The sequence below is a fragment of the Lacrimispora sinapis genome, from assembly GCF_043633585.1.
Taxonomy (GTDB): Bacteria; Bacillota; Clostridia; order Lachnospirales; family Lachnospiraceae; genus Lacrimispora; species Lacrimispora sinapis.
The window spans coordinates 2,776,541-2,802,712 of sequence record NZ_CP141832.1 but is presented as its reverse complement, the minus strand read 5'-3'; the positions used below and the strand labels follow the sequence as shown (position 1 = coordinate 2,802,712).

Sequence of the window (26,172 nt, the reverse complement as noted above, 5' to 3'; positions counted from 1 at the left end):
GAGGCAGGAATGCAGATTAGGAGTGGAAAACATGTCAAGGGATTATGTTTTTGAAATGAAAGATATAACCAAGGCTTTTGGTACCAATGTTGTCCTTGACGGAGTCAGTATTTCCATAAAGCCCGGAGAAGTTCGGGCTCTTATGGGAGAAAATGGTGCAGGTAAGTCCACGCTGATGAAAATACTTGGAGGCATTTTCAGTGCTGATTCAGGTACGATTTATATGGAAGGAAAAGAAGCTTCCATAAAAAGTGTGGACGATGCCAGAAAATATGGGGTCAGTTTTATTCATCAGGAGATCACCAATGTTCCTGAGATGACGATTGCTGAAAATATTTTTCTCGGCCGGGAACCAAAGAATCATTTGAAAATGGTGGACTACCGGAAGATGAAGCAGGATGCGCAGGCAGCACTAGATAAGTTAGGACTCATGTTGGATGCCGGAATGCTGATCCGTGGATTATCCGTAGCACAGCAGCAGATGATTGAAATCGCCAGGGCAGTCAATGAGGGAGCAAAGATCCTGATTCTTGATGAGCCGACCGCCTCCTTGTCCCATAGTGAGACGGAAAACTTATTCTCACAGATAGACCGTCTGAAAGAAGCTGGTGTTGCGATGATTTATATTTCCCATCGTATGGAGGAGACTTTTAAGGTATGTGATTCCGTAACCGTACTTCGGGATGGAAAATTCATCGGTACGAGAAACACAGACGAAACCACGGAGAATGAGTTGATCAGCATGATGGTAGGCCGTGAATTCAACAACATTTATGGAAACAAACGTGTGGTTGGCGGCGAAGTCATCATGGAAGTAAAGAACTTAACCACAAGTAAAGTTTCAAATATCAGTTTTACATTAAAAAGAGGAGAAATCCTTGGATTCTCCGGACTGGTGGGAGCGGGACGGACCGAGCTGGCACTTGCTTTGTTTGGCATTGATGCCATTGAGTCAGGGGAGGTCTGGCTGGAAGGAAAGAGGCTTTCTATCACAAAGCCCAGAGATGCCATCCGTGCCGGTATTGCACTGGTACCGGAGGAGCGGAAGGAACAGGGGCTTTTTCTTGGTCACACCATTGGAACCAATTTAACCTTCCAGGTGCTTTCTGAATTTATCCATCATCTGAAAGTGGATAGAAAGAAAGAGGCAGAAATTGTTGATGAGTTTAAACAAAAGCTCTCTATAAAGATGGCTTCCACCGAACAGTCAGCAGGAGAACTTTCAGGAGGAAACCAGCAGAAAATCGTTATATCAAAATGGCTGGCTGCAAAGCCTAAGGTGTTGATTCTTGATGAGCCTACAAGGGGGATCGACGTAGGTGCGAAAGCAGAAATCTATAAGCTGATGCACTCCTTGGCGGAAGAAGGAGTTTCTATTATTATGATATCTTCAGAACTTCCTGAGATCATCAATAACTCCAGCCGGATAGCGATCATGCGGGAAGGCTGTCTGGCAGGGATTCTGGATCAGCAGGAAACAGAGATTTCTCAGGAAACCATCATGTCATATGCAGTAGGAGGAGAACATTCAGTATGTTAAACAGGAAAAATCAAGCAGAGACACCCCAGTTAAAGGCACCAGGCCTTTGGACTACCAATCCTTTTTATATCTGGCTGAGACGCAATATGGCAGCTATGATCGCATTGGTATTCCTGTGTATTGTACTATCTGTTACGACCGATACATTTCTCGTTAAAAACAACCTCTTCAGCGTACTTCGTCAGGTATGTGTCAACTGCTTCATTGCATTTGGTATCACCTGTGTACTGATCTGCGGCGGCATTGACTTATCTGTAGGTTCCGTAGTAGCGGCTGCCGGTGTAATAGCCGTGCGTTGCGGCAATGCAGGATTGCCCTTAATCATCTGCATTCTGGTTCCTTTGCTTTTTGGAGCAGTCATTGGATTATTTAATGGATATATTATCTCACATACCTCGCTGCCTCCCTTTATCGTAACGCTGTCCACCCAGATCATTGTGCGTGGTATCAGTTACATATTAACAGGAGGTCAGCCGGCCCAGTCCAACAACGAGATATTCAACAACATGGGTGTAGGCAGTATCTTTGGAATCCCCATTCCCGTAGTATTTGTAATCGTATCATTTATTATCCTTTATTTCATTATGAATCGTACGTCCTTTGGCCGTCACGTTTATGCGACCGGAGGGAATAAGGAAGCGGCAAAATATGCAGGTGTTGATACCAAATGGATTCAGGTCAGAGTATTTATCATCAGCGGAGTAATGGCAGCCCTTGCCGGAGTTGTTCTGGCAGCAAGACTGTATTCCGGCCAGCCATCCGTAGGGGAAGGATTTGAGCGTGATGCCATTGCAGCTTCTGTTCTTGGCGGTACCAGCTTTAACGGCGGTATCGGTACTCTTGGGGGTACGGTTATCGGTGTACTGATCATTGGAGTATTAAACAATGGAATGAACCTGCTTAAGATAAACAGCTACTGGCAGTTTGTAGTAAAAGGGCTTGTTATCCTTGGAGCGGTATATGTGGATTACTTAAAAAAGAGAGGCTCACTGAAAAAGTGATTGTTCATAAATTAGACGGAGGTACAATAACATGATGGACATAATGGATTTAAAAAAGAAATGCAAAGATATTCGTAAAGATATTATCAATATGACAGCTGATGCAGGCAGCGGCCATCCAGGCGGTTCTTTGTCAGCGGTAGAACTGATGGCAGCATTGTTTTATACTCAGATGCGGGTGGACCCGAAGAATCCTGACATGGAAGACCGGGACCGCTTCGTACTGAGCAAAGGGCATGCAGCTCCCTGTTACTATGCAGTATTAGGGGAGATGGGCTTTTTTGATAAAGCAGAATTTAAAAATTTCAGACAGCTTCACAGCATTCTTCAGGGACATCCGGATGCAAAGAAGGTTCCCGGCATTGACGCTTCCACCGGTTCTTTGGGACAGGGGATATCCATTGCAGTGGGTATGGCACTTGGGGCAAAGGCTCAGAAAAAGGATACAAAAGTTTTTGCTCTTCTTGGAGACGGGGAATTGCAGGAAGGTCAGGTCTGGGAGGCATGTATGGCGGCTGCCAATTATCACCTGGACAACCTGACCATCATCATTGACAACAACGGTCTTCAGATCGACGGAAGCAATGATCAGGTAATGTCTTTAGGAGATCTTCATTCCAAGTTCAAAGCATTTGACTTTAACGTGCTGGAACTGCCGGATGGCAATAACTTAGAAGAGGTACTGGCCGCTTATTCCATCAGCACCATGGAAGGGAAACCAAAATGCATCCTGGCACATACCGTAAAGGGCAGCGGCATTTCCTTTATGGAGAACCAGGTTGGCTGGCATGGCAAGGCACCGGGCGAAGACGAGAGACAGCAGGCATTAAAGGAACTGGAGGTTTAATGACATGAGTGAATTAAAGGCAATTAGAGTAGCATACGGGGAAGCTTTGGCAGAGCTGGGCGAGGCAAATGAGAAAGTCGTTGTTATGGATGCGGATCTTGCACATGCTACCATGACAGCAACCTTTGCAGCAAAGTTTCCGGAACGTTTTTTCAATGCAGGTATTGCAGAAGCCAACATGGTTGACATGAGTGCAGGACTTTCCACCATGGGTTACATTCCATTTTGCAGCACCTTTGCCATATTTGGGGCAGGCCGTGCGTATGAGCAGGTTCGTAACGGCGTGGCATATCCCAATTTTAACGTAAAGCTGGGCATGACACATTCCGGAATTACTCTTGGAGAAGATGGCGGAAGCCACCAGGCCATTGAAGATCTGGCGCTGATGCGCGTAATCCCTGGCATGACGGTTGTGGTTCCATGCGATGCAAGTGAGACACACCGTGCGGTAAAGGCAGTGGCAGAGATGAAAGGACCGGCTTATCTGCGTCTGGCAAGACTGCCAAGCCCGGTATTTGAAGAGGAAATGCCATTTACCATCGGGAAAGCCAACGTATTAAAAGAAGGTACGGATACGGTCGTATTTGCCTGTGGAATCATGGTGTCTACAGTTTTGGAATGTGCAAAGAAGCTTGAAGCAGAAGGAAAATCCATTACTGTAGTCAATATGCACACCATTAAACCAATTGACAAAGAATGCATTTTAAAGTATGCTTCAAAATGTAGCAATGTAATTACGGTAGAAGAACACAGCACCATCGGCGGGCTTGGCGATGCGGTAGGTGATGTTCTTTTAGAGGGTAAATGCAATGTTACATTTAAAAAGATAGGAGTTCGGGACCGTTTCGGACAGTCTGGCAAGCCAGAGGAACTTTTAGAAGAATACGGACTGAGCGAGAAGCAGGTATACAATCAAATAAAAGGAGTTTTGGAAGCATGAGAATCGCATTAATTAATGAGAACAGCCAGGCGGCTAAAAACGGATTGATTTATAACAGCTTAAAGAAAGTTGCAGATGCAAAGGGGTATGAAGTAGATAACTATGGAATGTATTCTGCAGAGGATGCTTGTTCCCTCACTTATGTACAGAACGGAATCCTGGCAGCAATCCTCTTAAATTCCGGAGCGGCAGATTATGTAATTACCGGATGCGGAACAGGAGAAGGTGCAATGCTTGCATTAAACAGTTTCCCAGGTGTTATCTGCGGTCACGTCTGTGACCCAAGTGACGGATACATGTTTGCACAGATCAACGACGGCAATGCCATTTCAATGCCGTTCGCAAAAGGCTTTGGCTGGGGAGCAGAGCTGAATCTGGAATATACATTTGAGAAATTATTCTCCGAAGAAAGCGGACAGGGCTATCCAAGAGAAAGAGCAGTTCCGGAGCAGAGAAATAAGAAGATATTAGACGTTGTAAGAGAAAACAACTTAAAAGATATCTTAACATGCTTAAAGGGAATTGATCAGGATCTGGTGAAGGGCTCCATCGGTGGAGAGAAGTTTCAAGAATTGTTTTTCGCTAACTGCAAGGACGAAGCTATTGCAGAGTATGTAAAGAGTCTGTTGGCTTAGGAGGCTTGTAATCACCAACCGTTAGTTGTAAACGAATATAAAACCTAAGGAGAGTCCCAATGAGATTTTTTATAGATACAGCAAATACGGAAGACGTAAAGAAAGCAAGTGATATGGGGATCATCTGCGGCGTTACGACCAATCCTTCTCTGATTGCCAAGGAAGGCCGTGACTTCGGCCTGGTTATTAAAGAAATCACTTCTATCGTTGACGGACCGGTCAGCGGAGAAGTAAAGGCTTCCACGGAAGATGCGGAGGGCATGATCGAAGAAGGGCGTGTGATTGCAGCAATTCATAAAAACATGATCGTTAAGATCCCGATGACCGCAGAAGGGCTGAAAGCGGTTAAGGTACTTACTGCAGAAGGAATCAAAACCAATGTGACACTGGTATTTTCCGCCGCTCAGGCCCTATTGGCTGCCCGCGCAGGTGCAGCCTATGTCTCTCCGTTTTTAGGCCGTCTTGACGACATTTCCATGCCAGGTATTGATTTGATCCGTGACATCACAGAAATTTTCCAGATACACGGGATTGAGACAGAGATTATCGCTGCAAGCATCCGTAACCCCATTCACATCATTGACTGTGCAAAAGCAGGGGCTGACATTGCTACCGTTCCTTACGGTGTGCTGATGCAGATGATAAAACACCCATTGACTGACCAGGGAATTGAAAAATTCCGTGCGGATGAAGCGGAAGTGTTTGGGAAGTAAGTAGTTCTACAAAAGGTTTGTGAAATACGGAAAAGTGAAAAGCCGTTAAAAACGGCATCAGGAATCAATCCTGGTGCCGTTTTGTCATCCACGGCCTGAACCAATATAGAATCCAAATAGACAGATGCAGCAGGGTGTAGTAAAATGACAGAAGATAGATATAGAAAGGAATTCATCATGGGAAAGACCGCACTGCTCGTTTCCAGGGAGGAGATGCTTTATCAGGCTCATAATATCCTGCAGGAAAAAAAATATGAGATCAACGAAATGAAAGTCATACAAACTGAAGATGCCGTTATCCAGGCAAGGCAGTCCATAGCTAATGGTGCCTCCATCATCATTGCCAGAGGACTTCAGGCTTCCCTGATCAAGCAGTATACGGATATTCCGGTGGTGGAAATCGTCATAACCGCTCAGGAGATGGCATTGCTTATCATTAAGGCAAAGCAGATCCTAAAAAAGGAAACTCCCGTCATCGGTGTGGTAGGATTTCAGAATATGTTCTGTGATATGTCATACTTTGACACCATTTATGACATTGATATGCGGACCTATTTTGCGGAAAAAGGGGATTTACTGGAGGACATGGCAAAACAGGCGGTAGATGACCAGGTGGATTTGATCATTGGAGGAGATACGGCAGTAAGAATCGCTGGGGATGAGGGAATTCCATCCTTGTTTTTATCCAATACGGAGGATTCCTTAAGAAACGCATTTTCTATGGCGGAACGTGTGAACTATGCCATGGAAATCGAAAAGCGCAATGCGGCCCAGATCGAAACACTTTTGGATTATTCCTTTCAAGGAGTGGCCAGGCTGGATGCTTCGGGAACTATTATGGATATCAATGGGGTTATGGAGGATATTCTGGGGAAAGAAAAGGATAAGGTTATCAATCTCCCGGCCGTTGCAGTTTTTGGGGAGCTGGAAGAGGCGCCCTTTCGCCAGGTATTGGAGTATGGAAAGGAATCCTGTTCTTTGTTTCTGCAGATTAACCGAAAGTCCTTATTTGCTGTGGTGGCACCAGTCATGATTGACGGACGGGTGGAGGGGGCGATCTTGACCTGTCAGCCTATGAAAAAGGAACGTTTCCATAGGAGCACTGGCGGAGAAAAGCAGGAATTCAAAGGGTTCGTGGCACTGGGAGAGTTTGAGGATATTTTAAAGGAATCCAGTAAAATGCAGGAATGTGTCCGGCTTTCCAAGCTGTACGCCTTGTCCGGGAAGGCTGTGGCGATCACAGGAGAGACCGGTACGGAAAAAAGGCTTCTGGCCCAGAGCATTCACAATGCCGGCATTTATAAAGAAGGCCCTTTTGTGGTACTGTCCTGTGAGGGCTTGGAAGAAACGGTTCAGTTTGAAACTATTTTCGGAGATAAGGGAGCGGTTGTCCATGCAAAGGGAGGTTCTCTGCTGCTGGAGGAAATCGAGTGTCTGACCAGGGCCAACCAATACCGTCTGTGCCAGCTCATTCGCTATAAGAACCGGATGGGCAGCGGTGCTGTTTCCTATCCGGGAACCCGTGTGCGGGTCATGACTGCTTCCAGATATTCTCTTCCCCAGCTGCTTCAGCGGGGAGTGTTGAGTGAGGAACTGTTTTATCTGTTAAATGGTCTGACCGTTAAAATTCCGCCTTTAAGAGAGCGGAAGGAGGATTTAAAGCAAAGGCTGAAGGCGTGTATGGAATCGTGCAGTGAACGCTATTCCGCATTTCATGTCCTTACAAAGAGGGCGGAGACGCTGCTGTTGGAGTATCCATGGGAAGGGAATCTCTATCAGGTGGAAAATTTCTGCGAGCGCTTAATCCTTACGGCCAACAAACGGATTTTAGACGAGGACTTTGTAAAGCAGGTTCTTAATGAGCTGGACCCGGAGCAGGAGATACCAGACCAGGAAAAAGAGAAGGCAGACCGGAAAATGAAGCTGCCGGAAGAAGCCGGAATTATTGAAGAGGCTCTGATGCGGTTTGCAGGAAACCAGGAGGCAGCGGCAAAAGCATTGGGCATGAGCAAAACCACCCTGTGGCGGAAACGGAAAAAGTACCATCTGGATTGAGAAAGAGGATGAAATCATAATTATAAGTGAAATAAAAATGCAATAAAAATGAAATAAATATGGAACGATGGAAGGTTTGTATAAAAAATTAAGTATCATTTAGTAATACCGCCCGTAGTAAAGTTCGTTTCTTTTTTCTATAATCAGAGCATCGATGGCCGGGTCCATTGGTTACTGACAAACAGATTAGAAAAGAGAGGATGAACAAGATGAAAATTGGATTTATCGGATTAGGGATCATGGGGAGGCCTATGGCGAAAAACTTGTTAAAAGCAGGTCATGAATTGGTTGTTTATGATCATAACAAAGCAGCCATTGCAGATTTGGTTTCTGCCGGAGCAACAGGGGCAGAGAGCGGAAAGGAAGTAGCTTCTCTCAGCCAGGTGGTCATCACAATGGTACCAAACTCTCCTCATGTACGGGCAGCGGTTCTGGGTGAAAACGGCGTTGCCGAAGGCGCAAAGCCAGGAACGGTTTTAATTGATATGAGTTCCATTGATCCAACAGAAAGCAAAGCCATCGGTGCAGAGCTTGAGAAATTTGGAATTGAGATGTTAGATGCGCCTGTATCAGGCGGTGAGCCTAAGGCAATTGACGGAACCTTGTCAGTCATGGTAGGCGGAAAAAAAGAGTTGTTTGATAAATACTATGATATGCTGATGGTAATGGCAGGTTCTGTGGTATATGTGGGTGGGCTTGGCTCCGGTAATGTTGCCAAGCTGGCAAACCAGATCGTAGTTGCCGTGAACATTGCTGCTGTTTCCGAAGCCCTGACATTTGCAAGAAAAGCAGGAACAGATCCGGAACTGGTATACCAGGCCATCCGCGGAGGTCTGGCAGGTTCTACGGTGATGGACGCCAAAGCCCCTATGATCTTAAACCGCAGCTTCAAACCCGGTTTCCGTGTAGAGCTTCACATCAAGGATTTAAACAATGCCCTGAATGCAGCCCATGCCATCAGTTCCCCGGTACCTTTGACCGGACAGTTAATGGAGATTTTGCAGGGGTTGAAAGCCGACGGTCTGGAGATGGAGGACCACGCAAGCATTGTAAAATACTATGAAAAGATGGCCAATACCACGGTAAAACCGGGGAAATAAACGGAGAGGGATGGAAAAAAGATGAATACCGATTTTATAAAAGGTGTGATTGTTCCAATCCTCACTCCTGTCGATGAGAATGAATTGATTGATGAGACAAAATTAAGGGATCATGTAGATTATGTCATTGAGGGCGGAGTGCTGGGAATCCTGGCATTTGGAAGCAATGGAGAATTCTATGCCATTGAAGCAGAGGAGATGGAACGTGGTCTGAAAATCATGGTGGACCAGTCTGCCGGCAGAGTGCCTGTCTATTTCGGGATCGGTGCCATCAGCACAAAAAAATGCTGCCGGCTGGCTAAAATGGCAGTCGAAAACGGGGCAGCAGGGGTCTCCGTTTTGCAGCCCATGTTTTTAAGGCCAACGGAGGATGAACTGTATTATCATTTTAAAACCATAGCTGAGTCTGTTTGGGAAACTCCCGTGCTTTTATATAATAATCCCGGACGGGTAGGATATACCTTATCAGTAAATTTAGTGGAGCGTCTGGCAACAGAAGTACCAAACATCGTGGGAATGAAGGATACCAGCGGAGACATTACCCTAACCTCGGAATTTATCCGGAGGACCCGTCACAAAGGCTTTAAAGTATTTGGCGGAAAAGATACCCTGCTTTATGCTTCCATGTGCCATGGAGCGGTAGGAGGAGTATGTACTTCAGCCAATTTCATGCCGGAACTGATCACGGATGTGTATAATAAGTACATTGCCGGCGACCTGCCCGGCTCTTTGGAAGCACAGTTCAAGTTAAACCCGGTTCGTCTCTCCATGGATCCGGCAAGCTTTCCGGTGGCTGCAAAGGTTATGGCTAATTTAAGGGGAAGGAATGTTGGGGCACCGTACAGGCCCAATCTGGCAACAAGAGAAGGCCCGGTTCTGGAGCGAATCAAAAATGAAATGCAGAGCGCAGGGCTGATCTGATTAAAAGGATTGTTTCAGAAAATTACATAAAACTGGCGGGCAGGCGGGCGGCTACAGATTGGCTGCCCGCCTGTTTTATGCTTTAAATTTTATAGAAATGAGGTATTATATTATGAAATTGTTATTTGCATCAGATTCTTTCAAAGGCTCCCTGTCATCAGAGCAAATTGTGGAAATCCTGACAGAAACTGCAAAAAGCATATTTCCCTCCTGCAGTTGTCAGGGGTTTCCGGTTGCGGATGGAGGAGAAGGAACCGTGGAGGCAGTGATAAAAGCGAAAAACGGTCGAATGCGGACTATTTTTGCCCATGGCCCGTTGATGGAGGATATCTCTTGTTCCTACGGGGTTTTTGGGGGAGATCATGCAGTCATTGAGATGGCAGCAGCCTCCGGTATTCCCCTGGTCCCAAAAGAGAAACGGAACCCCCTTATTACCACTACATACGGCACTGGGGAGATGATCTTTGATGCGCTGGAACAGGGATATCGGAAGATTGCGATTGCCATTGGAGGAAGTGCCACAAATGATGGCGGTATGGGTGCTATGACAGCCCTTGGCATCCGGTTCCTTGATAAGAATGGAAACGTTTTAGCGGGATTCGGTGCTGATTTGGAACAGGTTGACGCCATTGATGTAAGCGGTCTTCATCCAGCCGTTTCTGAGACTGAATTCACGGTGATGTGTGATGTGAAAAACCCTCTTACCGGACCGGACGGAGCCACTTATACCTTTGGAATACAAAAGGGAGGGACTCCGGAGATCCTTGATAAGATGGAAAAGGATATGAAACATTATTCCAGGAAGTTAAAGGAGCTGACGGGGATTGATGTGGAGGAAATTCCCGGTACGGGAGCTGCCGGCGGACTGGGAGCCGCTTTAAAGGTTTTCCTTCATGCAAATATGAAGTCCGGGATTGATACCGTCCTGGACCTTATAGGCTTTGACTCCCTGTTAGAGGGGGTGGACCTGGTGATTACGGGAGAGGGACGTATGGACTGGCAGTCCGCGTTTGGAAAGGTTCCAAGCGGCATCGGTATGCGCTGCAAAACAAAAGGAATACCGGCGATTGCTATTGTGGGAGGCATGGGAGATGGCGCTGAAAAGCTGTATGAATACGGCATTGAAAGTATTGTAACCACCATTTCGGGTATCATGTCCATAGAGGAAGCCATGGAACGGGCAGAAGAATTATACCGGAATGCGGCAGTGCGTTCCTTTCGTATGCTTCGTGCAGGAAAGGGACTGACATACACTGAAAAGAATCGGCCGGACGATCCCTTGGTCTAAGAATAAATTTTATAACAGAAAGGAAAAATATTTACAGTTTTCTTAAAAATATATCCTTTAGCTGTCAAATATTTACATTTCATTTACGCATCTTTACAAATCTATAAACTTCGTTGACTGGATTTATCCCAGGGGGTATACTCTAGCCAAGTCAATAATTCCAATGCATGTAAGGAGGTCAAAAATATGAAAAAAAAATATTTAGCGGCTGCAGTACTCACGATTGCTTTTACAGTAGGAAGTGCCATGTCCTCATTTGCGGAGGGATTTGTAAACACACCTGAGGGAGTGAAGTACCAATGGGGATCTGGTGATTACTGTACCAATAACTGGGTCAACTACAAAAGCCATTGGTTCTTTTTCGGCAATGACCAGATAATGCGTACGGGTTGGATTCAAAGGGATAACACTTGGTATTACGCAGCTGACACCGGTGAGCTTCAGGGCGGAATTATGAAAATCAACGGCAATGTATACTACTTCAATACCAGTACCCTTAAAATGGTAACCGGCCCTTATAACTACAATGGCGTCACCTATCACTTTACTGAAAATGGAACAACTGACGGCGGCCCATACGTTTACACAGAATGGAACAGTGACGGCACCATCAGACGGGGCAAGAAATTTGGTGTTCGTTAAACAAAAAAAAGAACCTTGGTTGTCAGTGCAAAGACAACTTCAAGGTCCTTTTTTCTATTACGGTTTTTTATCGCTGTCCTTTATCATAAGGAATTCCCTCTGCTTTGGGAGCCTGAGAATTTCTGGAGGTAAAGATCAGTACGACCAAGGTGATGATATAGGGAACCATCTTATAAAAGTAGCTTGGAATTCCCAGTACACTTAAAAACGGGATACCGGAGTATGCAGAAGCAACTGCCTTCATGAGTCCGAAGAAAAGGGAAGCAAACATGATATTGACCGGTTTCCACTGTCCAAAGATCAACACGGCTAATGCGAGGAATCCATAACCCGCCACATCAGCATTAAAATTGGTGGAGGTAGGAACCACGAATACCAGCCCTCCAAGTCCGCCCAGAGCACCGGAGATAAGAACACCGGCATACTGCATACGGTAAACGTTAATTCCGGCTGCATCGGCTGCCTGGGGGTGTTCTCCGCAGGAACGCAGTCTCAGTCCAAACCGTGTTTTATAAAGGACCACATAGGAAAGAAGAAAAATTCCGATTCCAATGTAAGTGGTGATGTATGCGTTCTGGAATAGAAGAGGCCCGATAAAAGGAATCTTTCCAAGGAACGGAACCGAAGCAATACGGAAGGTATTATTAAATGGAACCTGCTGGACGCCCTGGATCACGCGCGCCACGAAGATGGCAAATGCAGGAGCAAACATATTCAGTGCAGTACCGCTGATGACCTGATTGGATTTCATATTGATGGAAGCATAAGCATGGAACAGGGAAAATACCATACCGGTTGCCATGGAGATAACAACGGCAATAAGAAGCTGGGTCTGTCCGCTCATGGAGGCTCCTGTAAGGCTTAAAAACAGAATTCCTGTAAAAGCTCCCATGGTCATAATTCCTTCCAAAGCAATGTTGATGATTCCGCTCCGCTCGGAGAACATGGCACCCAAAGCGACAATCATAAGAGGGATCATGAAATACATGGTCTGCTGAAAAATAAAATATATGATATTCATGATTTGGTTCCTCCTTCCTTAGCCGCTTCTGTTTTCGTATTTTTGTTTTTCTGGATTTTTGCCATTAAAAGCTTTACCATCAGGGCAAATGCACTGAAATAAATAATGACAGCTACAATGATATCAATGATTTCTGTGGAAAATTCAAACAGCTGCAGATAGAAGCCTCCGGCTGTTAAATAAGCGATAAAGACTCCGGAGAACAGAATCCCGATGGGATTGCTTAGTGCCAGCAGTGCAACGGAAATTCCCGTAAAGCCTTCTGACGGCAGCACATCCTTAATCTCAATATGTTTTCCGGTTCCGGCCAGATATAAAAGGCCGCCCGCCAGTCCTGCGATGGCTCCAGCGATTACCATGGAAAGAATAATGCTTTTTTTCTCATTGATCCCTGCATATTTGCTGGCATCCCGGTTAAAACCAACGGCTTTTAATTCATAGCCGAAGGTTGTTTTATGAAGGAGCAGCCAGATAAGAAGCACCACTATAATGGCGATGAGGATTCCCCCGTTGACACTGGAGCCGGGGAACAGCTTGTCCATTCCCATTTTTGGAATGTTGGCGGTGGCTGCTACGTTCCGGGATTCATTCCGTAAGTTATTAAACAGAGGCTTGTAGCTTTTTACGGTCCAGTTGACCAGATACATGCCGATGTAGTTCATCATAATTGAAGCGATTACTTCATTTACGTTAAAATACGCTTTTAACAGACCAGGTACCAGGCCCCATAAGGCTCCAAGGATCACACTGGCCAGAAGTGCCGCGATCCAGTGAACGGGTCCTAAAGAGGGAAAAAGGATTCCTACGAACACCGCCCCGAAACCGCCCATGATAAACTGGCCGGGAGTCCCGATGTTGAAAAGACCTGTCTTAAATGCAAACCCAACGGAAAGACCGGTTAAGATGATAGGAGTGGCATAGTAAAAGACCTGCCCCACACCTTTGGCCCCATGGGTAAAAGCACCCGTTAAAATGGTTGCAAATCCAGGAAGTGCCTGACCGGGGTTACAGAAAAACAGAATCATAAGACCGACAATCAGCCCCAGGACAATGGCAAAAATGGAAGAGAGGATTCCCGTATAATCGTTTGGATGTTTTTGTTTCATGACCGCTCACCTTCTTTCTTCGCGCCGGCCATGTAAAGGCCCAGTTCCTGAACCGTAATGTTCTTTGGATCTAAATCAGCCACGATCTCTCCTTCAAACATGACTAAAATCCGGTCGCTTAAATTCATTACTTCATCTAATTCCAGGGAAACCAGTAAAATAGCGGCTCCCGCATCTCTTTGCTTGATTAGCTGTGTGTGAATGTATTCAATGGCTCCTACGTCAAGCCCTCTGGTAGGCTGGACCGCTAACAGGATATCGGGAGCTTTGGAGATCTCTCTTGCAATAATCGCCTTTTGCTGATTGCCTCCGGACATGCTTCTGGTGATGGTAAAAGCACCTTCGCTGCTTCGGATATCGTAATCGGAGATCAGCTTTTGGGCATAGTCATAAATCTGATCATTCTTTAAAAAGGTGCCGCTTTGAAAATCCTTTTCAAAATACTGCTGAAGCACCAGGTTATAAGCCAGATTGTATTCCAGTACAAGGCCGTGTTTATGACGGTCCTCCGGAATATGAGATAAGCCATGGGTGTTTTTGTAACGGATGCTCTTTTTGGTCATGTCCTCTCCGTTGACTAAAACCGTTCCGGAACTCAAATCGGAAATGCCGGTAATGGCGTGGATAAGCTCAGTCTGGCCATTGCCGTCAATTCCGGCGATACAGACGATTTCCCCTCTCCGCACCTGAAAGGAAACATCATGAACCAGTTTTTTTGTCTGCCCCTCTCGTTTGGCTTTAACGGAAAGATGGTTCACTTCCAATACCACTTCACCGGGAGACGCCGGTTTCTTATCAACGGTTAAATTGATTTTGCGTCCAACCATCATCTCTGACAGTTCTTCGGCTGTTGTATCGGCTACGTCTACAGTACCAATGTATTTCCCGCGGCGCAGGACGCTGCAACGGTCTGCTACCGCCTTGATTTCGTTGAGCTTGTGGGTGATGAACAGAATGGATTTTCCTTCTTTTACCAGGTCTCTCATGATCTGCATCAATTCTTCGATTTCCTGTGGAGTGAGAACCGCAGTAGGTTCATCAAAAATCATAATTTCGTTATCACGGTAAAGCATTTTTAAAATCTCGACCCTTTGCTGCATTCCCACCGTAATATCGGAGATAAGTGCATCCGGGTTTACAAACAGTTTATACTTTTCACTTAATTCCATCACTTTTTTGCGGGCATCATCCATTTTTAAAAAGCCCCGCTTCGTCGTTTCCATACCCAGAACGATGTTCTGCAGTACGGTAAAATTCTCAACCAGCTTGAAATGCTGATGAACCATGCCGATTCCCAGGGAATTGGCATCTTGCGGTCCGGTAATTTTTTCTTCCTTATTACGAACTTTGATAATCCCCTTTTCCGGCTGGTACAGACCAAATAGCACACTCATGAGAGTGGATTTCCCTGCGCCGTTTTCACCAAGCAGGGCGAGAATCTCGCCTTTTTTTAACTGCAGAGTAATGTCATCATTGGCGATGATACCGGGAAATTCTTTTGTGATATGAAGCATCTCAATAATATAATCCATAAAATCCCCCTAACTACGGTACCTGACTATGGGACCCGGTACCAATTCTTTAAAATTTGCAGGCTTTATTATATTTCTTCACAGCGAAAGGAGATGCCGTAAGAAACCATGTCTGTTCTGACTGGTAAATCAAACGGCATCTCCCTCCCTTTTATCTGCCCGTATTCCGGGTATCGTGGTATGCCACCAGGGCTTTTTTGCAGATTATTCTACAAAGGTGATTTTCGCTTTTTCAAGCTTTAAGTCAACATTTGGATTGTTGTTATCCTCCGATGGCTGGACAAGTGTAATTTTACCTTCTTTTAATTCGGCATAGATCTTGTCATAGTCTTCCTTTGTAAACTTTGTGAACTTGGAAGTATCCATGGGAAGACCGATTCCGTCGTTCTTGGCGGAGAAGATGCTTGTCTTGCCGCCTGGGAACTGGTTATCATAAAAAGCCTTTACGCCATCGTAAACGGATACAGAAAGTTCCTTCATGGCAGAGGTGATAACAGATGGGGATTCATAGCTCTGGTCAACGTCTACACCGATCATCTTCCCGTTCTTTTCTTCCGCAGCAGCCATTACAGAGTTACCTACTGCACCGCCGCATCCGAAGATAACCTGAGTGCCGTTCTGAAACCAGGAAGCAGCCATGGACTGTGCTTCCGGAGTAGCAGCGAATGCACCTGTGTAGTTATACATGATTTCTACGTTATCAAGGCCCATTTCTTTCGCAGCGTAGTCAGCGCCTTCTGCAAATCCGTATCCGAACCTTACAACCGCCGGAACCGCCATACCGCCTAAGAAGCCAAGCTTTGTGTTACCGTCTTTTACCGCAGCATAACCGGCTAAGAAGCCAGGCTCGTCCTCCTGGAAAAGAATTGGCATTACGTTTGCTTCTGTTCTTCTTTCTGTGTTGTCGGCGTTGTGAGGTTCACCGTCAAGAAGGATGAAGTGAACGTCCTTATACTGATCCTGTGCAAGGAATACCGGCTCTTCAAATAAGTATCCGGGGCAGACAACCAACTTTGCTCCGCCTTCGATTGCAAGTCCGATGGTCTCAAGGTAAGAGTCCGTGGTTCCTTCCTGTGGCTGATAATACTTATAAGAGATCCCGTTTTCCTCGGCGTACTTTTTCATACCTTCCCAGGCACCCTGGTTAAAAGATTTGTCGTCGATGGTACCAAGGTCTGTTACAAGGGCGATTTCGTATCCGCTGGAAGAATCGGACTTTTTGGAAGTGTCCCCTTTTGTTTCGGCAGTCTTGTCCGCAGCGGCGGTAGTTTCTCCTGGTGCAGCCGTTGTAGCGGTGCCGGAACCGGAAGAGCCACACGCACTTAATGCAGCAGTCATCAATACTGCCATAGCCAATGCTAATGCTCTTTTTTTCATAATTCTGTTTTCCCTCCTGTTATTCAATGATTTTCACAGATATCAATAATGTACCATATTTTTCTTTCTTAGACAATGTTATTTAACGTTATTTTAAGGAAAAAACATAGAGGATTTCTGCTGTTCTTTGAATCTTATCTATTCTATTGAAATTGTTCTTTTTGTAACGATTATTTCCTGTTTATCTTAAACGGCCGGCTAAGATTATAAGGAAATGAGAAAAGACAATATTGGGAAATATAGAATGTTTATCCCATGTCCCGCATAAGATTTAGACGACTTTTCCAATGCTTTTTCGTATATTCGAGAAAAAATCGCATATAAGAAATAGACAGAATACAAGGGCGATTATGCGATAATTGTATCGAAAAATGCGAAAACTATCCAAAAAAATCAGGTAAAATTCCTTTACTAGTCCTTAAACTATGTTATAATATTTTCAGGACTTTTCCTTATAGGAATCCATTGGAAGAGTAAACGAACCAACACATTTTTGAGGAGGATATTTACTTATGGCAAAAAAATGGGTTTATCTGTTTACCGAAGGCAATGCAGCAATGAGGAATCTTTTAGGGGGCAAAGGTGCAAACCTGGCTGAGATGACGAATTTAGGTCTTCCGGTTCCTCAGGGATTCACAATTACAACGGAAGCCTGCACCCAGTATTATGAAGACGGTGAAAAAATCAACGATGAGATTCAGGGGCAGATCTTGGAGTACATTGTAAAAATGGAAGAAATTACAGGGAAAAAGTTTGGAGACAAGGAAAATCCTCTGCTGGTATCTGTACGGTCCGGAGCCAGAGCATCCATGCCGGGTATGATGGACACCATCTTAAATCTTGGCTTAAATGAAGAGGTGGTGGAAGTTCTGGCAGAAAAATCCTCCAATCCCAGGTGGGCCTGGGACTGTTATCGGAGATTTATCCAGATGTTTTCCGATGTAGTTATGGAGGTTGGAAAAAAATACTTTGAGGTTCTGATTGACCGGGTAAAAGCAGAAAAAGGGATTACGGAAGACGTGGACTTGACTGAAGAGGATTTAAAAAAACTTGCCGATTTATTTAAGGCAGAATACAAAGCAAAAGTGGGCGAGGATTTCCCGGATGACCCGAAAACACAGCTGATGGAGGCTGTAAAGGCGGTGTTCCGTTCCTGGGATAACCCAAGAGCCAATATATACAGACGGGATAATGACATCCCATATTCCTGGGGAACAGCCGTGAATGTTCAGATGATGGTTTTCGGTAACATGGGGGAGACTTCCGGAACCGGTGTGGCATTTACCCGCAACCCTGCAACCGGGGAAAAGAAACTGATGGGAGAGTTCTTAATCAATGCGCAGGGGGAAGATGTGGTAGCAGGAGTCAGAACCCCCAAAAAGATCGACCAGTTAAAGGATATCATGCCGGAGGTTTACGAAAAATTTGTGGAAATCTGCAATAAGCTGGAAGACCATTACCGGGATATGCAGGATATGGAATTTACCATTGAAGACAAGAAGTTATACATGCTCCAGACACGAAACGGAAAGCGGACGGCAAAGGCGGCTCTTACCATTGCCTGTGATCTGGTTGATGAGGGAATGATCTCGGAGAAAAAGGCAGTTACCATGATCGACCCCAGGAACTTAGATACTCTGCTCCATCCTCAGTTTGATCTAGAGGTCGTAAATAAAACGGAGCCCGTGGGAAAAGCTCTTGCCGCATCTCCCGGAGCCGCCTGCGGACGGATTGTATTTACTGCTGAAGATGCAAAGAAATGGAAGGAGAGAGGAGAAAAGGTAGTTTTGGTCCGCCTGGAGACTTCCCCCGAGGACATCGGAGGAATGAAAGCGGCCCAGGGGATTTTGACTGTCCGCGGAGGCATGACCTCCCATGCGGCCGTTGTTGCCCGCGGAATGGGAACCTGCTGTGTTTCCGGATGTTCGGAAATTGCCATGGACGAAGAAAACCGGAAATTCACCCTGGCAGGAAAAGAATTCCATGAAGGAGACTGGTTATCCATAGACGGCTCCACCGGAAAAATCTATGACGGGATCATTCCGACCACAGATGCAGCCATTGTTGGAGAATTTGGAAGAATCATGGCCTGGGCTGATAAATACAGAAAATTAAAGGTAAGAACCAATGCGGACACTCCGGCAGATGCAAAAAAAGCAAGAGAGCTGGGAGCAGAAGGAATTGGCCTTTGCAGAACGGAGCACATGTTCTTTGAAGGCGACAGAATCGCAGCCTTCCGAGAGATGATCTGTTCCGATACCGTAGAAGAGCGGGAAGCAGCTTTAGAGAAGCTCCTTCCTGTGCAGCAGGGGGATTTTGAAAAACTTTATGAGGCCCTGGAAGGCAATCCGGTCACCATCCGTTTCCTGGACCCTCCTCTTCATGAGTTTGTTCCCACAGAGGAGGAAGACATTAAAAAACTTGCTGAAGCTCAGGGAAAAACGGTGACTCAGATCAAAAACATCATCAATTCCCTTCATGAATTCAACCCCATGATGGGCCACCGCGGTTGCCGTTTGGCTGTTACATATCCGGAGATTGCAAGAATGCAGACGAAAGCTGTGATTCGTGCGGCAATCAACGTGCAGAATGCACACAAGGACTGGAATGTGTGTCCGGAGATCATGATTCCTCTTATCTGTGATGAAAAGGAATTAAAGTTTGTAAAGAAGATTGTTGTTGAAACCGCTGACCAAGAGATTGCTTTGGCAGGCAGCCATTTAAAATATGAAGTAGGAACCATGATTGAAATTCCAAGGGCGGCACTGATTGCGGATGAAATTGCCAAAGAAGCAGAATTCTTCTGCTTTGGCACCAACGATCTGACCCAGATGACTTACGGCTTCTCCCGCGATGACGCCGGAAAGTTCTTAAATGCTTACTATGACACCAAAATTTTTGAAAATGATCCTTTCGCAAAACTGGATCAGGCCGGAGTGGGCAAGCTGATGGAAACTGCGGTTGCATTAGGAAAGGGCGTTCGGCCGGATATGCACATCGGCATCTGCGGGGAACATGGAGGAGATCCGTCTTCCGTAGAATTCTGCCACAAGATTGGTCTTGACTATGTTTCCTGCTCTCCGTTCCGCGTACCGATCGCAAGGCTGGCAGCAGCACAGGCGGCACTCAAGGAATAAGGAAAACCACTTTTTTAGATTCAGAGCAAATCCATATCATTCAAAAAAGGAAGCGAAGAGCTTCCTTTTTTGATGGGAGGAAAGCCGCAGAATCTGGAATTATTACATTTAGATCCGATATAATTACGTGGCAGGATTTACAAGAGCAGGAAATGCCATAATTAATATGAGACAGCTATAGCCATAAGTATGTAAGAATAAGATTCCTACCTGGAGGCTGCTTGCCAGGATGCCATAGATTGATCAGTGGAAAGGGTATTCATAGATACCTGGTATGTGGGAGGGGAAACATGAATAAGAATTGGAGTTTATTTCTTTTCCTGTTATTGATTTCGTGTTTTATAATAAGTTGTCAATATTCGGATGACAGAATTCAGGATGAGACAGATCATAAAAGAACCGGAAAGCAAGAGAGCAGCCTGGTTACAGCACAGAATACACAGGAAGAGAACCGGAAGAATGGATCAGAACAAGACGGCAGCTGGCAGTCTGCATACAAAAACATTGTGATTAATTCAAAATATTATCTAACAGACCCTTACCATTTAAGAGGAGAAAATGGATTAAATTTGTGGTTCTACATAGGAATTCATGATTTTAATGATGATACTGTTCCTGAACTGATACTGGGTGATCGCATTTCATTAAGCATTTTTACTTATCGTAATAATACGGTGGAAAAAGTAATTGATTTATACGAGCCTAAAGGCTGGTATTCCATAAATGAGCTCCATTACACGGATAATTGTCTGACTCTTGTGAGCAATGGTTCAGATGGTTCGGGATATGTATGTCTGACCTATCGCGATGGAAACTACATTACAGGGTTTCATGATGTCTATATGCCTGCCATGTCAGTCCTGAATGGAGAAAATACCACGTATGAAGAATTTAAAAAAATTTTTCATATAGAGAACTTGGCTGAGAGCAGTAAAATTTCCTTAATTAAGATGGTTATAGATAAGGATGAATTAGCATTGGAATTAAGAGATGGAGAATCGGCTGTGCCGTTGAGCAAACTGAATTTAGAGGAATTGACCTGGTAGATTAATATATTAAAAAATGTTGCAAATTTCTTGACGGTTTTTTGAACCGATTTACACGTAAAACATATGCCATAGCTATCCATCACACCAGTAATTTGGTACAATATAATTAGTAGTAATATCAAACGTCATATACACTAGCGTATTTCTTGAAGAATGCTTACAATTAACAAACAGGTATTTTGTCAGAAAGGTAATTTTTATGAAAAATAAAGCTTTAATAATAATTGTTTGCAGTTGTCTCCTCTTATGTGGTTGTGCGAAAACCATTACCCGTAAATCAACGGACATTGAGACAGTACAAACGGAAGCGGAAAACTATGAGGGATATTCCGGTCTTTGGTCTGAGAATGGTCTCAGTCATAACGCTGTCATATCCAATGGGGGTGTAGAATTTTCCATTGAAATCACCGACAAAAATAATCTGAACGGGTATTTATTCACACAGCAAGGCACCAGTGATCGCATAGCAGAAATTGATAATATTACTGGTAAAATAGACAACGATGAATTTAACTATGAATATAACGATGATGGTTGGGGCGGTTCCGGAATTCTTCATATCACGTTTCGCGATGATACCATTCAAATAGAGGTACAGAATTATAAAATGAGGGATACCAATTTGTCTGGCTATGGAATTTCAGGCGTATACCAGTTAAAACAATCCAAGGAAAATGAAACAGAAAAAAGCGAAAGTGACATGCTGAAGGAAATTGAAGAACGAAAGCAATACCGTGAGAAGTGTTCTTTCTATTCTGAAGTAGAGGAATATTTGGAAAATGTGAGAGAAGTAACAGATATCTCTTCCCTTGTAGAACCTTTGTATTATACTGATATGAAGATTTACCAAAAGCAGGATTTTGACCAAGTTCCTCCATTAATCATTCATCTGGCTAAAAATGAGATTTATGCAAGACATGGATATATATTTAAGAGTGAGGATCTAAATAATTATTTTAAAGGGCAAATATGGTACGAACCATCAGTTTCACCAGAAAACTTTAAGGATAGTTTATTTAATAAAAATGAACAGGAGAATTTAAAGCTGTTATCCGGTTTGGATACTTACAAGTAAATACCAGACAGCATTTATATGAACAAAAAAGGGAGCTGTGCACAGATTTAATTATCTAGTGCAGCAGCTCCTTACTTGCTTTTATGGAGCGTTGATTCCAAAACCTGTTAAGCCGGAAGCTGTAATTGATCTTGAAAGTTCTTTGACCGTATCATCAGAGGTATTTCCTTTAATTGTAGAAAACATTTTTGTAGAAGGGTCATAGCCAGTTACAATGCCTACATGGGCTGCTCCATTTGATTTATTTATGAAGATATCCCCCCGCTTAGGAGTATAGTTCGATTTACCTCCAAAGCGGTTTTCTGCCTGATAAAATGAGAGATAATGCATTTCCCTGTCTTTTAGGTATATATAAAAAAGCTAGCTACATTTTTATGATTTTAGTAGCAGCCAGCACTGATTATATTATTTATAAATTTTCCGCAGAAATAGGAATGGAATTTCCAAATAAAACAATATTTGCGTTACTAGTTTCCATGTGGCTGATTATAAATGGACTGATTTCCATTTGGAGATCACCAAAGTACAAAAAACCAGAAAGAATATGAGAGTTTCTAACAGAAGATATTTTTCCAGATGAAATAGGAAAAAGCATAAAGCAAATATAAGGCTAAACAAAAGCGTTTTATTTGTTTTTCTCATAAACTTTGCATTTTCTTCTTCGGTGACAGGCCGGTTGGGATGATTGACTGCGCCAGTAAACTTGATGAATAGAAGTAAAATCACATACAGGCAAAAAGATATCGGAGCGGGAACATAAAAATATTTCACGATCAATAAAATAAAGGTCATGGTCATACAAGAAAAAATCAAACAGGAGTAGTAGGATTTTAAATGCAATCCTCCATTATAGGAGCGGAGCGGTATGAAAAATAAAAAGAACAACAGGCATTCCAATTCCATATGTAAGAAAACTGCAATACAGATGCTGCAGATTAAATTAAGTACCAGCTCCAGAAACGTCTGAAACCCATACTGGTAAGCCTCATAATTTTCCTTTGAGATGACCTTTTTCTGCATGATGTAATTTGTAAATACAATTGATAATCGTTCCATAGATTCACCCTCCTAAACGGGTAGTATACCGCATTAATGTTCTAACAAAAATGGGATGTTGAAAATACTGCTTTGCTTGTTATTTTTCCTTTCCTTCATATAAAATAACGACTGCTTTAAAGATTTCTCCGTGTGTTTCCGTAAGCAGCTCTCCGTTATAGGTTGCAACCGCCTGTTCGATGGAAAGAATGCCCAATCCATGTTTGGAGGGATTTGCTTTGGTGGTTTTAAAATGCTTCTGTCCATCGGAATAGCGTTCGCCTTCAAAGGTATTCCAAACTACAATGGACAATATGTCTTTTTGATAGGACATCTGTAATTCAATGAAGCGTTTTCCATTCCTTTTCTGGCGGCAGGCCTCCAGCGCATTTTCCAAAAGGTTGCCGAGAATGATGGTCAGAGTTCCATTTTGAAACGGTAAGATTGGTGGAATAAAAATATTGGCAGTGAATTCAATGCTTTCTTTCTGTGCAAGGGAACATTTATAATTTACGAGAGAATCCACCACGATGTTGCCGCTGCGGGAGATTTCGTAAATTTTTCTGGCCGTCGTCTTTTCCAGGAGAGCGGTGATATAGGCTGTGGCATTTACCTGCTGGCTGGCATTTATCATTCCTAAGATGGTTATCAAATGCTGTTTCATATCATGGCGCAGCATTCTTATTTCGGTATTCTGGATTTCCCGCTCTTTTTCCTGTTGGCTGCAAAGATTTAACTGTTGTTCATAGAGCAGCGTCTTTTTTTGGTATTCCGAATTTTCTGCCAATGATTCAAAGGCCTCAAAAATTACATAATTAATAAAAAGCAGCAAAATTCCTGCAATAAATGAAAACAGCAACTCGTCCGAAGACTGATTGCTGATGACAAAAATGTTATGCATGATATAAATACTTCCGGCAGGTACGGTCAGCAGGATCAACATATAGCGGAGGGAAATATCGGTAAAACTTTTTGGCTGGAGATAAGTACCAGTAAAGATCGCAAACACCAGCATAAGGATCTTTGTAATAATGGCCCCGGAAAAACCCGTTGGGTCCTCCATATGGAGCATACTGAAAATCATATGTACAATTATTTCTACCAACATCCAGATGGCACAGATTAAGAACGAAAAAATGGCGCATTTATTAAGGCTTTCTGCGTGGGAGATGCTGGTGATCAGGAACACAAAAAACATATTCAAAAACAAGGTGATTACTGGTGAAATAAAATGTCCAACGTTTAAGTAAACTTGAAAGAGATAATAGAACCCCCATATGGCATATAAGGAAACTTTCCTGGGCGAAGGGTTAAAAAATGCATTGATACACTTTCGCATGACCAGAATATAAAAAAGTGAAATAAATAGACTGCTGACTTTGGTTGAAATAATATCCATGCTATTAGATCCCTGCCTTTCTGCTGGCCAATTCACATAACTGCATTCTGATTTTTTTCTGCCGGTCCTCGCTTATCTGTAATGTTGTTAATTTCCCGTTGCACTCGATCTCAAGATTTGAAAAATTCATTTTCCGAACGTAATCATAATTCACCAGATAGGACTGGTGGATACGCAGAAAACGCTGATTTTTTTCATTCAGTTCTTTTTCCACATCATTGAGTTTTCCATAAAAGGATTCTATTTCATCGTTGCTGAGATAGATATGTATGATCCGGTTCCGGCTTTCAAAATAAATCACATCCTTTAAAGCCACTTTTCGGATCTCTTTGTTAAAATTAAATTGATAGTAAGCATTGTTTTCACCAATTCGCTTGCAGGCGTCCTGAAAATAACGGGATAATTTATCATTTTCCAAAGGTTTAGAAAGAAAACGGAAAGGTTCTACCTCAAATAATTCTTTTAAATACTGTTCGTATCCGGAAATATAGATCAGTAGTACGGACTTATCTATTTCTCTGATGTGACGGGCTGCCTCAATGCCATTTTCCTGTTCCATCTCGATGTCTAAATAGATTAAGTCGTATAAATTTCCCTGGCATACATATTTTTCTAACATGGATCCGTCAAAAAACACATCAATTTCAATGTCGATCCCATTGGCCAGGGCTTCCTTTCTTAAAAGTTTTTCTAACATTCCTGTAAAAAGAACGTCATCATCACAAATTGCTATTCTTAACATGGATGCACTTCCTTTATGTATATTCAATTGGTTTATCAACGCGTGTAAATGGTATTATTTATGTAAAATACGATTTCATTTTCTGTTACAAATATAAGAATATACTACATATTATATCGTACTTTTGCAACTTTTTTAAAGAATAAGAGAAGATATTCTGCTTAAATAAATTTTTATCGACCGGTCAGTCTTAAAAATTACCAGGAGTACCGGATTTTCTACAAGATGAATTTTAAGGAATAAAAATATAATACTTTCTTATTGTTTTGAAAACGTTTGAATCAATATGGAGGTAAAAAAGGTGAATCATTATTTCGTTTTAATTATTGGGATTTGTTTGCTGTTTCTGATTGTAAATTTGTTTGTCTTAATTCTGCGCAAAAGTTTTCACCCAAAAACCAATAAAAAAATATATTACATAAACCTGGTCACAACAATGGCTATTTCAAATTATATCGAGTGGAATGAGGTGCAGATCGAAAGTTCCAATGTGCTATTAAAAGAAAGTATGATTTCGTTGATCTATTTGGTTAATTTATTGCTTTGCCTGATCTTGCTGCTGATTTTGATTTTTGTGAAAGACAAGGAGGTAAGCCGAAGAAAATAATAAAAAAAACTCCGGCTGCTACGTTTTTTATGGATACAGGTAAAAGTTACGAACAGTATCGTTTTTTTTACATGGTATAATAGCTTGACTGTTTTGCGACTATAATATGCTCATCTTTAAAAAATAAAATATTGGAGGTAATAAGAATGAAGAGTGGAAAGATTAATTTTGCGAAACTCATGGAAACAGTAGCAAGAAAATCGGTTGAACTGTCATCAGAAAGCAGGTGTATGTATATTTATCATCAGCCCAAAATGCCGCCAGAGTTAAAGATGATTAAAAAGTAGGATTTAGACTGCGGTACATAAGTCTTGCAGACTTTTATGTTTATAGCCTTACCCTTCAGGCCTTGTATGAATCACGTAAAATATCATTGGATAATGATGTGTGGTTTATACAAGGCTATTCAT

23 protein-coding genes and 1 pseudogene are annotated in these 26,172 nt (G+C 43.2%); 16 read left to right on the top strand and 8 right to left on the bottom strand.

Annotation, left to right across the window (positions count from 1 at the left end; all coding sequences use genetic code 11):
* Positions 1 to 31 precede the first annotated feature (31 nt).
* The 11 genes and pseudogenes from VIG27_RS13140 to VIG27_RS13090 all read left to right on the top strand — a co-directional run bounded on the left by VIG27_RS13140 (position 32) and on the right by VIG27_RS13090 (position 11,682).
* Positions 32 to 1,540: a sugar ABC transporter ATP-binding protein gene (locus VIG27_RS13140; protein WP_394522969.1), complete on the top strand. Its 1,509-nt coding sequence runs from the start codon at positions 32 to 34 to the stop codon at positions 1,538 to 1,540.
* Entirely contained in the window at positions 1,534 to 2,541 is a 1,008-nt protein-coding gene (locus VIG27_RS13135; RefSeq protein ID WP_394522968.1) for an ABC transporter permease, read from the top strand. The genes VIG27_RS13140 and VIG27_RS13135 overlap by 7 nt, the downstream gene beginning before the upstream one ends.
* A gap of 34 nt (positions 2,542 to 2,575) precedes the next feature.
* A complete protein-coding gene (locus VIG27_RS13130) occupies positions 2,576 to 3,388 on the top strand; it encodes a transketolase (RefSeq protein WP_394527587.1) in 813 nt (270 codons plus the stop codon).
* A 4-nt stretch (positions 3,389 to 3,392) separates the two neighbouring features.
* A complete protein-coding gene (locus VIG27_RS13125) occupies positions 3,393 to 4,328 on the top strand; it encodes a transketolase family protein (RefSeq protein ID WP_394522967.1) in 936 nt (311 codons plus the stop codon).
* Positions 4,325 to 4,963, top strand: a complete 639-nt coding sequence (locus VIG27_RS13120; protein ID WP_394522966.1) for an RpiB/LacA/LacB family sugar-phosphate isomerase — start codon at positions 4,325 to 4,327, stop codon at positions 4,961 to 4,963. Before VIG27_RS13125 ends, VIG27_RS13120 begins: the two co-directional genes overlap by 4 nt.
* Positions 4,964 to 5,022: 59 nt before the next feature.
* Entirely contained in the window at positions 5,023 to 5,676 is a 654-nt protein-coding gene (gene fsa, locus VIG27_RS13115; protein WP_394522965.1) for a fructose-6-phosphate aldolase, read from the top strand.
* 144 nt (positions 5,677 to 5,820) lie between these two features.
* A complete protein-coding gene (locus VIG27_RS13110; protein WP_394522964.1) occupies positions 5,821 to 7,731 on the top strand; it encodes a PrpR N-terminal domain-containing protein in 1,911 nt (636 codons plus the stop codon).
* Positions 7,732 to 7,892: 161 nt separating this feature from the next.
* A pseudogene (gene garR, locus VIG27_RS13105) lies at positions 7,893 to 8,831 on the top strand (2-hydroxy-3-oxopropionate reductase); the annotation flags it as partial.
* A gap of 21 nt (positions 8,832 to 8,852) precedes the next feature.
* Positions 8,853 to 9,752: a dihydrodipicolinate synthase family protein gene (locus tag VIG27_RS13100; protein WP_394522963.1), complete on the top strand. Its 900-nt coding sequence runs from the start codon at positions 8,853 to 8,855 to the stop codon at positions 9,750 to 9,752.
* 112 nt (positions 9,753 to 9,864) lie between these two features.
* Positions 9,865 to 11,040 (top strand): glycerate kinase, encoded by a 1,176-nt coding sequence (locus VIG27_RS13095; RefSeq protein ID WP_394522962.1) that lies wholly within the window; start codon positions 9,865 to 9,867, stop codon positions 11,038 to 11,040.
* Positions 11,041 to 11,226: 186 nt separating this feature from the next.
* Positions 11,227 to 11,682, top strand: coding sequence for a hypothetical protein (locus VIG27_RS13090; protein ID WP_394522961.1), 456 nt, complete (start codon positions 11,227 to 11,229; stop codon positions 11,680 to 11,682).
* 67 nt (positions 11,683 to 11,749) lie between these two features.
* On the opposite strand, the gene VIG27_RS13085 is transcribed toward VIG27_RS13090, so the two are convergent.
* From VIG27_RS13085 to VIG27_RS13070, 4 genes are all read right to left on the bottom strand, one after another.
* Positions 11,750 to 12,703: an ABC transporter permease gene (locus VIG27_RS13085; RefSeq protein ID WP_394522960.1), complete on the bottom strand. Its 954-nt coding sequence runs from the start codon at positions 12,701 to 12,703 to the stop codon at positions 11,750 to 11,752.
* Positions 12,700 to 13,809, bottom strand: a complete 1,110-nt coding sequence (locus VIG27_RS13080) for an ABC transporter permease (RefSeq protein ID WP_394522959.1) — start codon at positions 13,807 to 13,809, stop codon at positions 12,700 to 12,702. Before VIG27_RS13080 ends, VIG27_RS13085 begins: the two co-directional genes overlap by 4 nt.
* A complete protein-coding gene (locus tag VIG27_RS13075; protein WP_394522958.1) occupies positions 13,806 to 15,341 on the bottom strand; it encodes an ABC transporter ATP-binding protein in 1,536 nt (511 codons plus the stop codon). The genes VIG27_RS13080 and VIG27_RS13075 overlap by 4 nt, the downstream gene beginning before the upstream one ends.
* Before the next feature lie 204 nt (positions 15,342 to 15,545).
* On the bottom strand, positions 15,546 to 16,718 hold the full coding sequence (locus tag VIG27_RS13070) for a BMP family lipoprotein (RefSeq protein WP_394522957.1): 1,173 nt from the start codon (positions 16,716 to 16,718) through the stop codon (positions 15,546 to 15,548).
* A gap of 512 nt (positions 16,719 to 17,230) precedes the next feature.
* On the opposite strand from VIG27_RS13070, the gene ppdK reads away from it, so the two are divergent.
* From ppdK to VIG27_RS13055, 3 genes are all read left to right on the top strand, one after another.
* Complete coding sequence (ppdK, locus tag VIG27_RS13065; protein WP_394522956.1) at positions 17,231 to 19,855, top strand: pyruvate, phosphate dikinase; 2,625 nt, start codon at positions 17,231 to 17,233, stop codon at positions 19,853 to 19,855.
* 290 nt (positions 19,856 to 20,145) lie between these two features.
* The gene (locus VIG27_RS13060; protein ID WP_394522955.1) at positions 20,146 to 20,901 is read left to right on the top strand and encodes a hypothetical protein; all 756 of its coding nucleotides are present in this window, start codon (positions 20,146 to 20,148) and stop codon (positions 20,899 to 20,901) included.
* Between the two features lie 202 nt (positions 20,902 to 21,103).
* Positions 21,104 to 21,979: a YARHG domain-containing protein gene (locus tag VIG27_RS13055; protein WP_394522954.1), complete on the top strand. Its 876-nt coding sequence runs from the start codon at positions 21,104 to 21,106 to the stop codon at positions 21,977 to 21,979.
* A gap of 81 nt (positions 21,980 to 22,060) precedes the next feature.
* Here the strand turns inward: VIG27_RS13055 and VIG27_RS13050 are convergent, their stop codons facing one another.
* Positions 22,061 to 22,309 (bottom strand): CHAP domain-containing protein, encoded by a 249-nt coding sequence (locus VIG27_RS13050; RefSeq protein ID WP_394527635.1) that lies wholly within the window; start codon positions 22,307 to 22,309, stop codon positions 22,061 to 22,063.
* On the opposite strand from VIG27_RS13050, the gene VIG27_RS13045 reads away from it, so the two are divergent.
* On the top strand, positions 22,294 to 22,527 hold the full coding sequence (locus VIG27_RS13045) for a phage holin family protein (protein WP_394522953.1): 234 nt from the start codon (positions 22,294 to 22,296) through the stop codon (positions 22,525 to 22,527). The genes VIG27_RS13050 and VIG27_RS13045 overlap by 16 nt on opposite strands.
* On the opposite strand, the gene VIG27_RS13040 is transcribed toward VIG27_RS13045, so the two are convergent.
* The 3 genes from VIG27_RS13040 to VIG27_RS13030 form a co-directional block, all read right to left on the bottom strand.
* On the bottom strand, positions 22,466 to 23,035 hold the full coding sequence (locus VIG27_RS13040; RefSeq protein WP_394522952.1) for an accessory gene regulator B family protein: 570 nt from the start codon (positions 23,033 to 23,035) through the stop codon (positions 22,466 to 22,468). The two genes, VIG27_RS13045 and VIG27_RS13040, sit on opposite strands and share 62 nt — an antisense overlap.
* A 79-nt stretch (positions 23,036 to 23,114) precedes the next feature.
* The gene (locus VIG27_RS13035; protein WP_394522951.1) at positions 23,115 to 24,098 is read right to left on the bottom strand and encodes a sensor histidine kinase; all 984 of its coding nucleotides are present in this window, start codon (positions 24,096 to 24,098) and stop codon (positions 23,115 to 23,117) included.
* 319 nt (positions 24,099 to 24,417) lie between these two features.
* Positions 24,418 to 25,155: a LytR/AlgR family response regulator transcription factor gene (locus VIG27_RS13030; protein WP_394522950.1), complete on the bottom strand. Its 738-nt coding sequence runs from the start codon at positions 25,153 to 25,155 to the stop codon at positions 24,418 to 24,420.
* Between the two features lie 753 nt (positions 25,156 to 25,908).
* Between VIG27_RS13030 and VIG27_RS13025 the strand changes: the two genes are divergently transcribed.
* Positions 25,909 to 26,049 carry a cyclic lactone autoinducer peptide gene (locus tag VIG27_RS13025; protein WP_394522949.1) on the top strand — a complete coding sequence of 47 codons (141 nt, stop codon included), beginning with the start codon at positions 25,909 to 25,911 and terminating at the stop codon, positions 26,047 to 26,049.
* Positions 26,050 to 26,172: the final 123 nt, after the last annotated feature.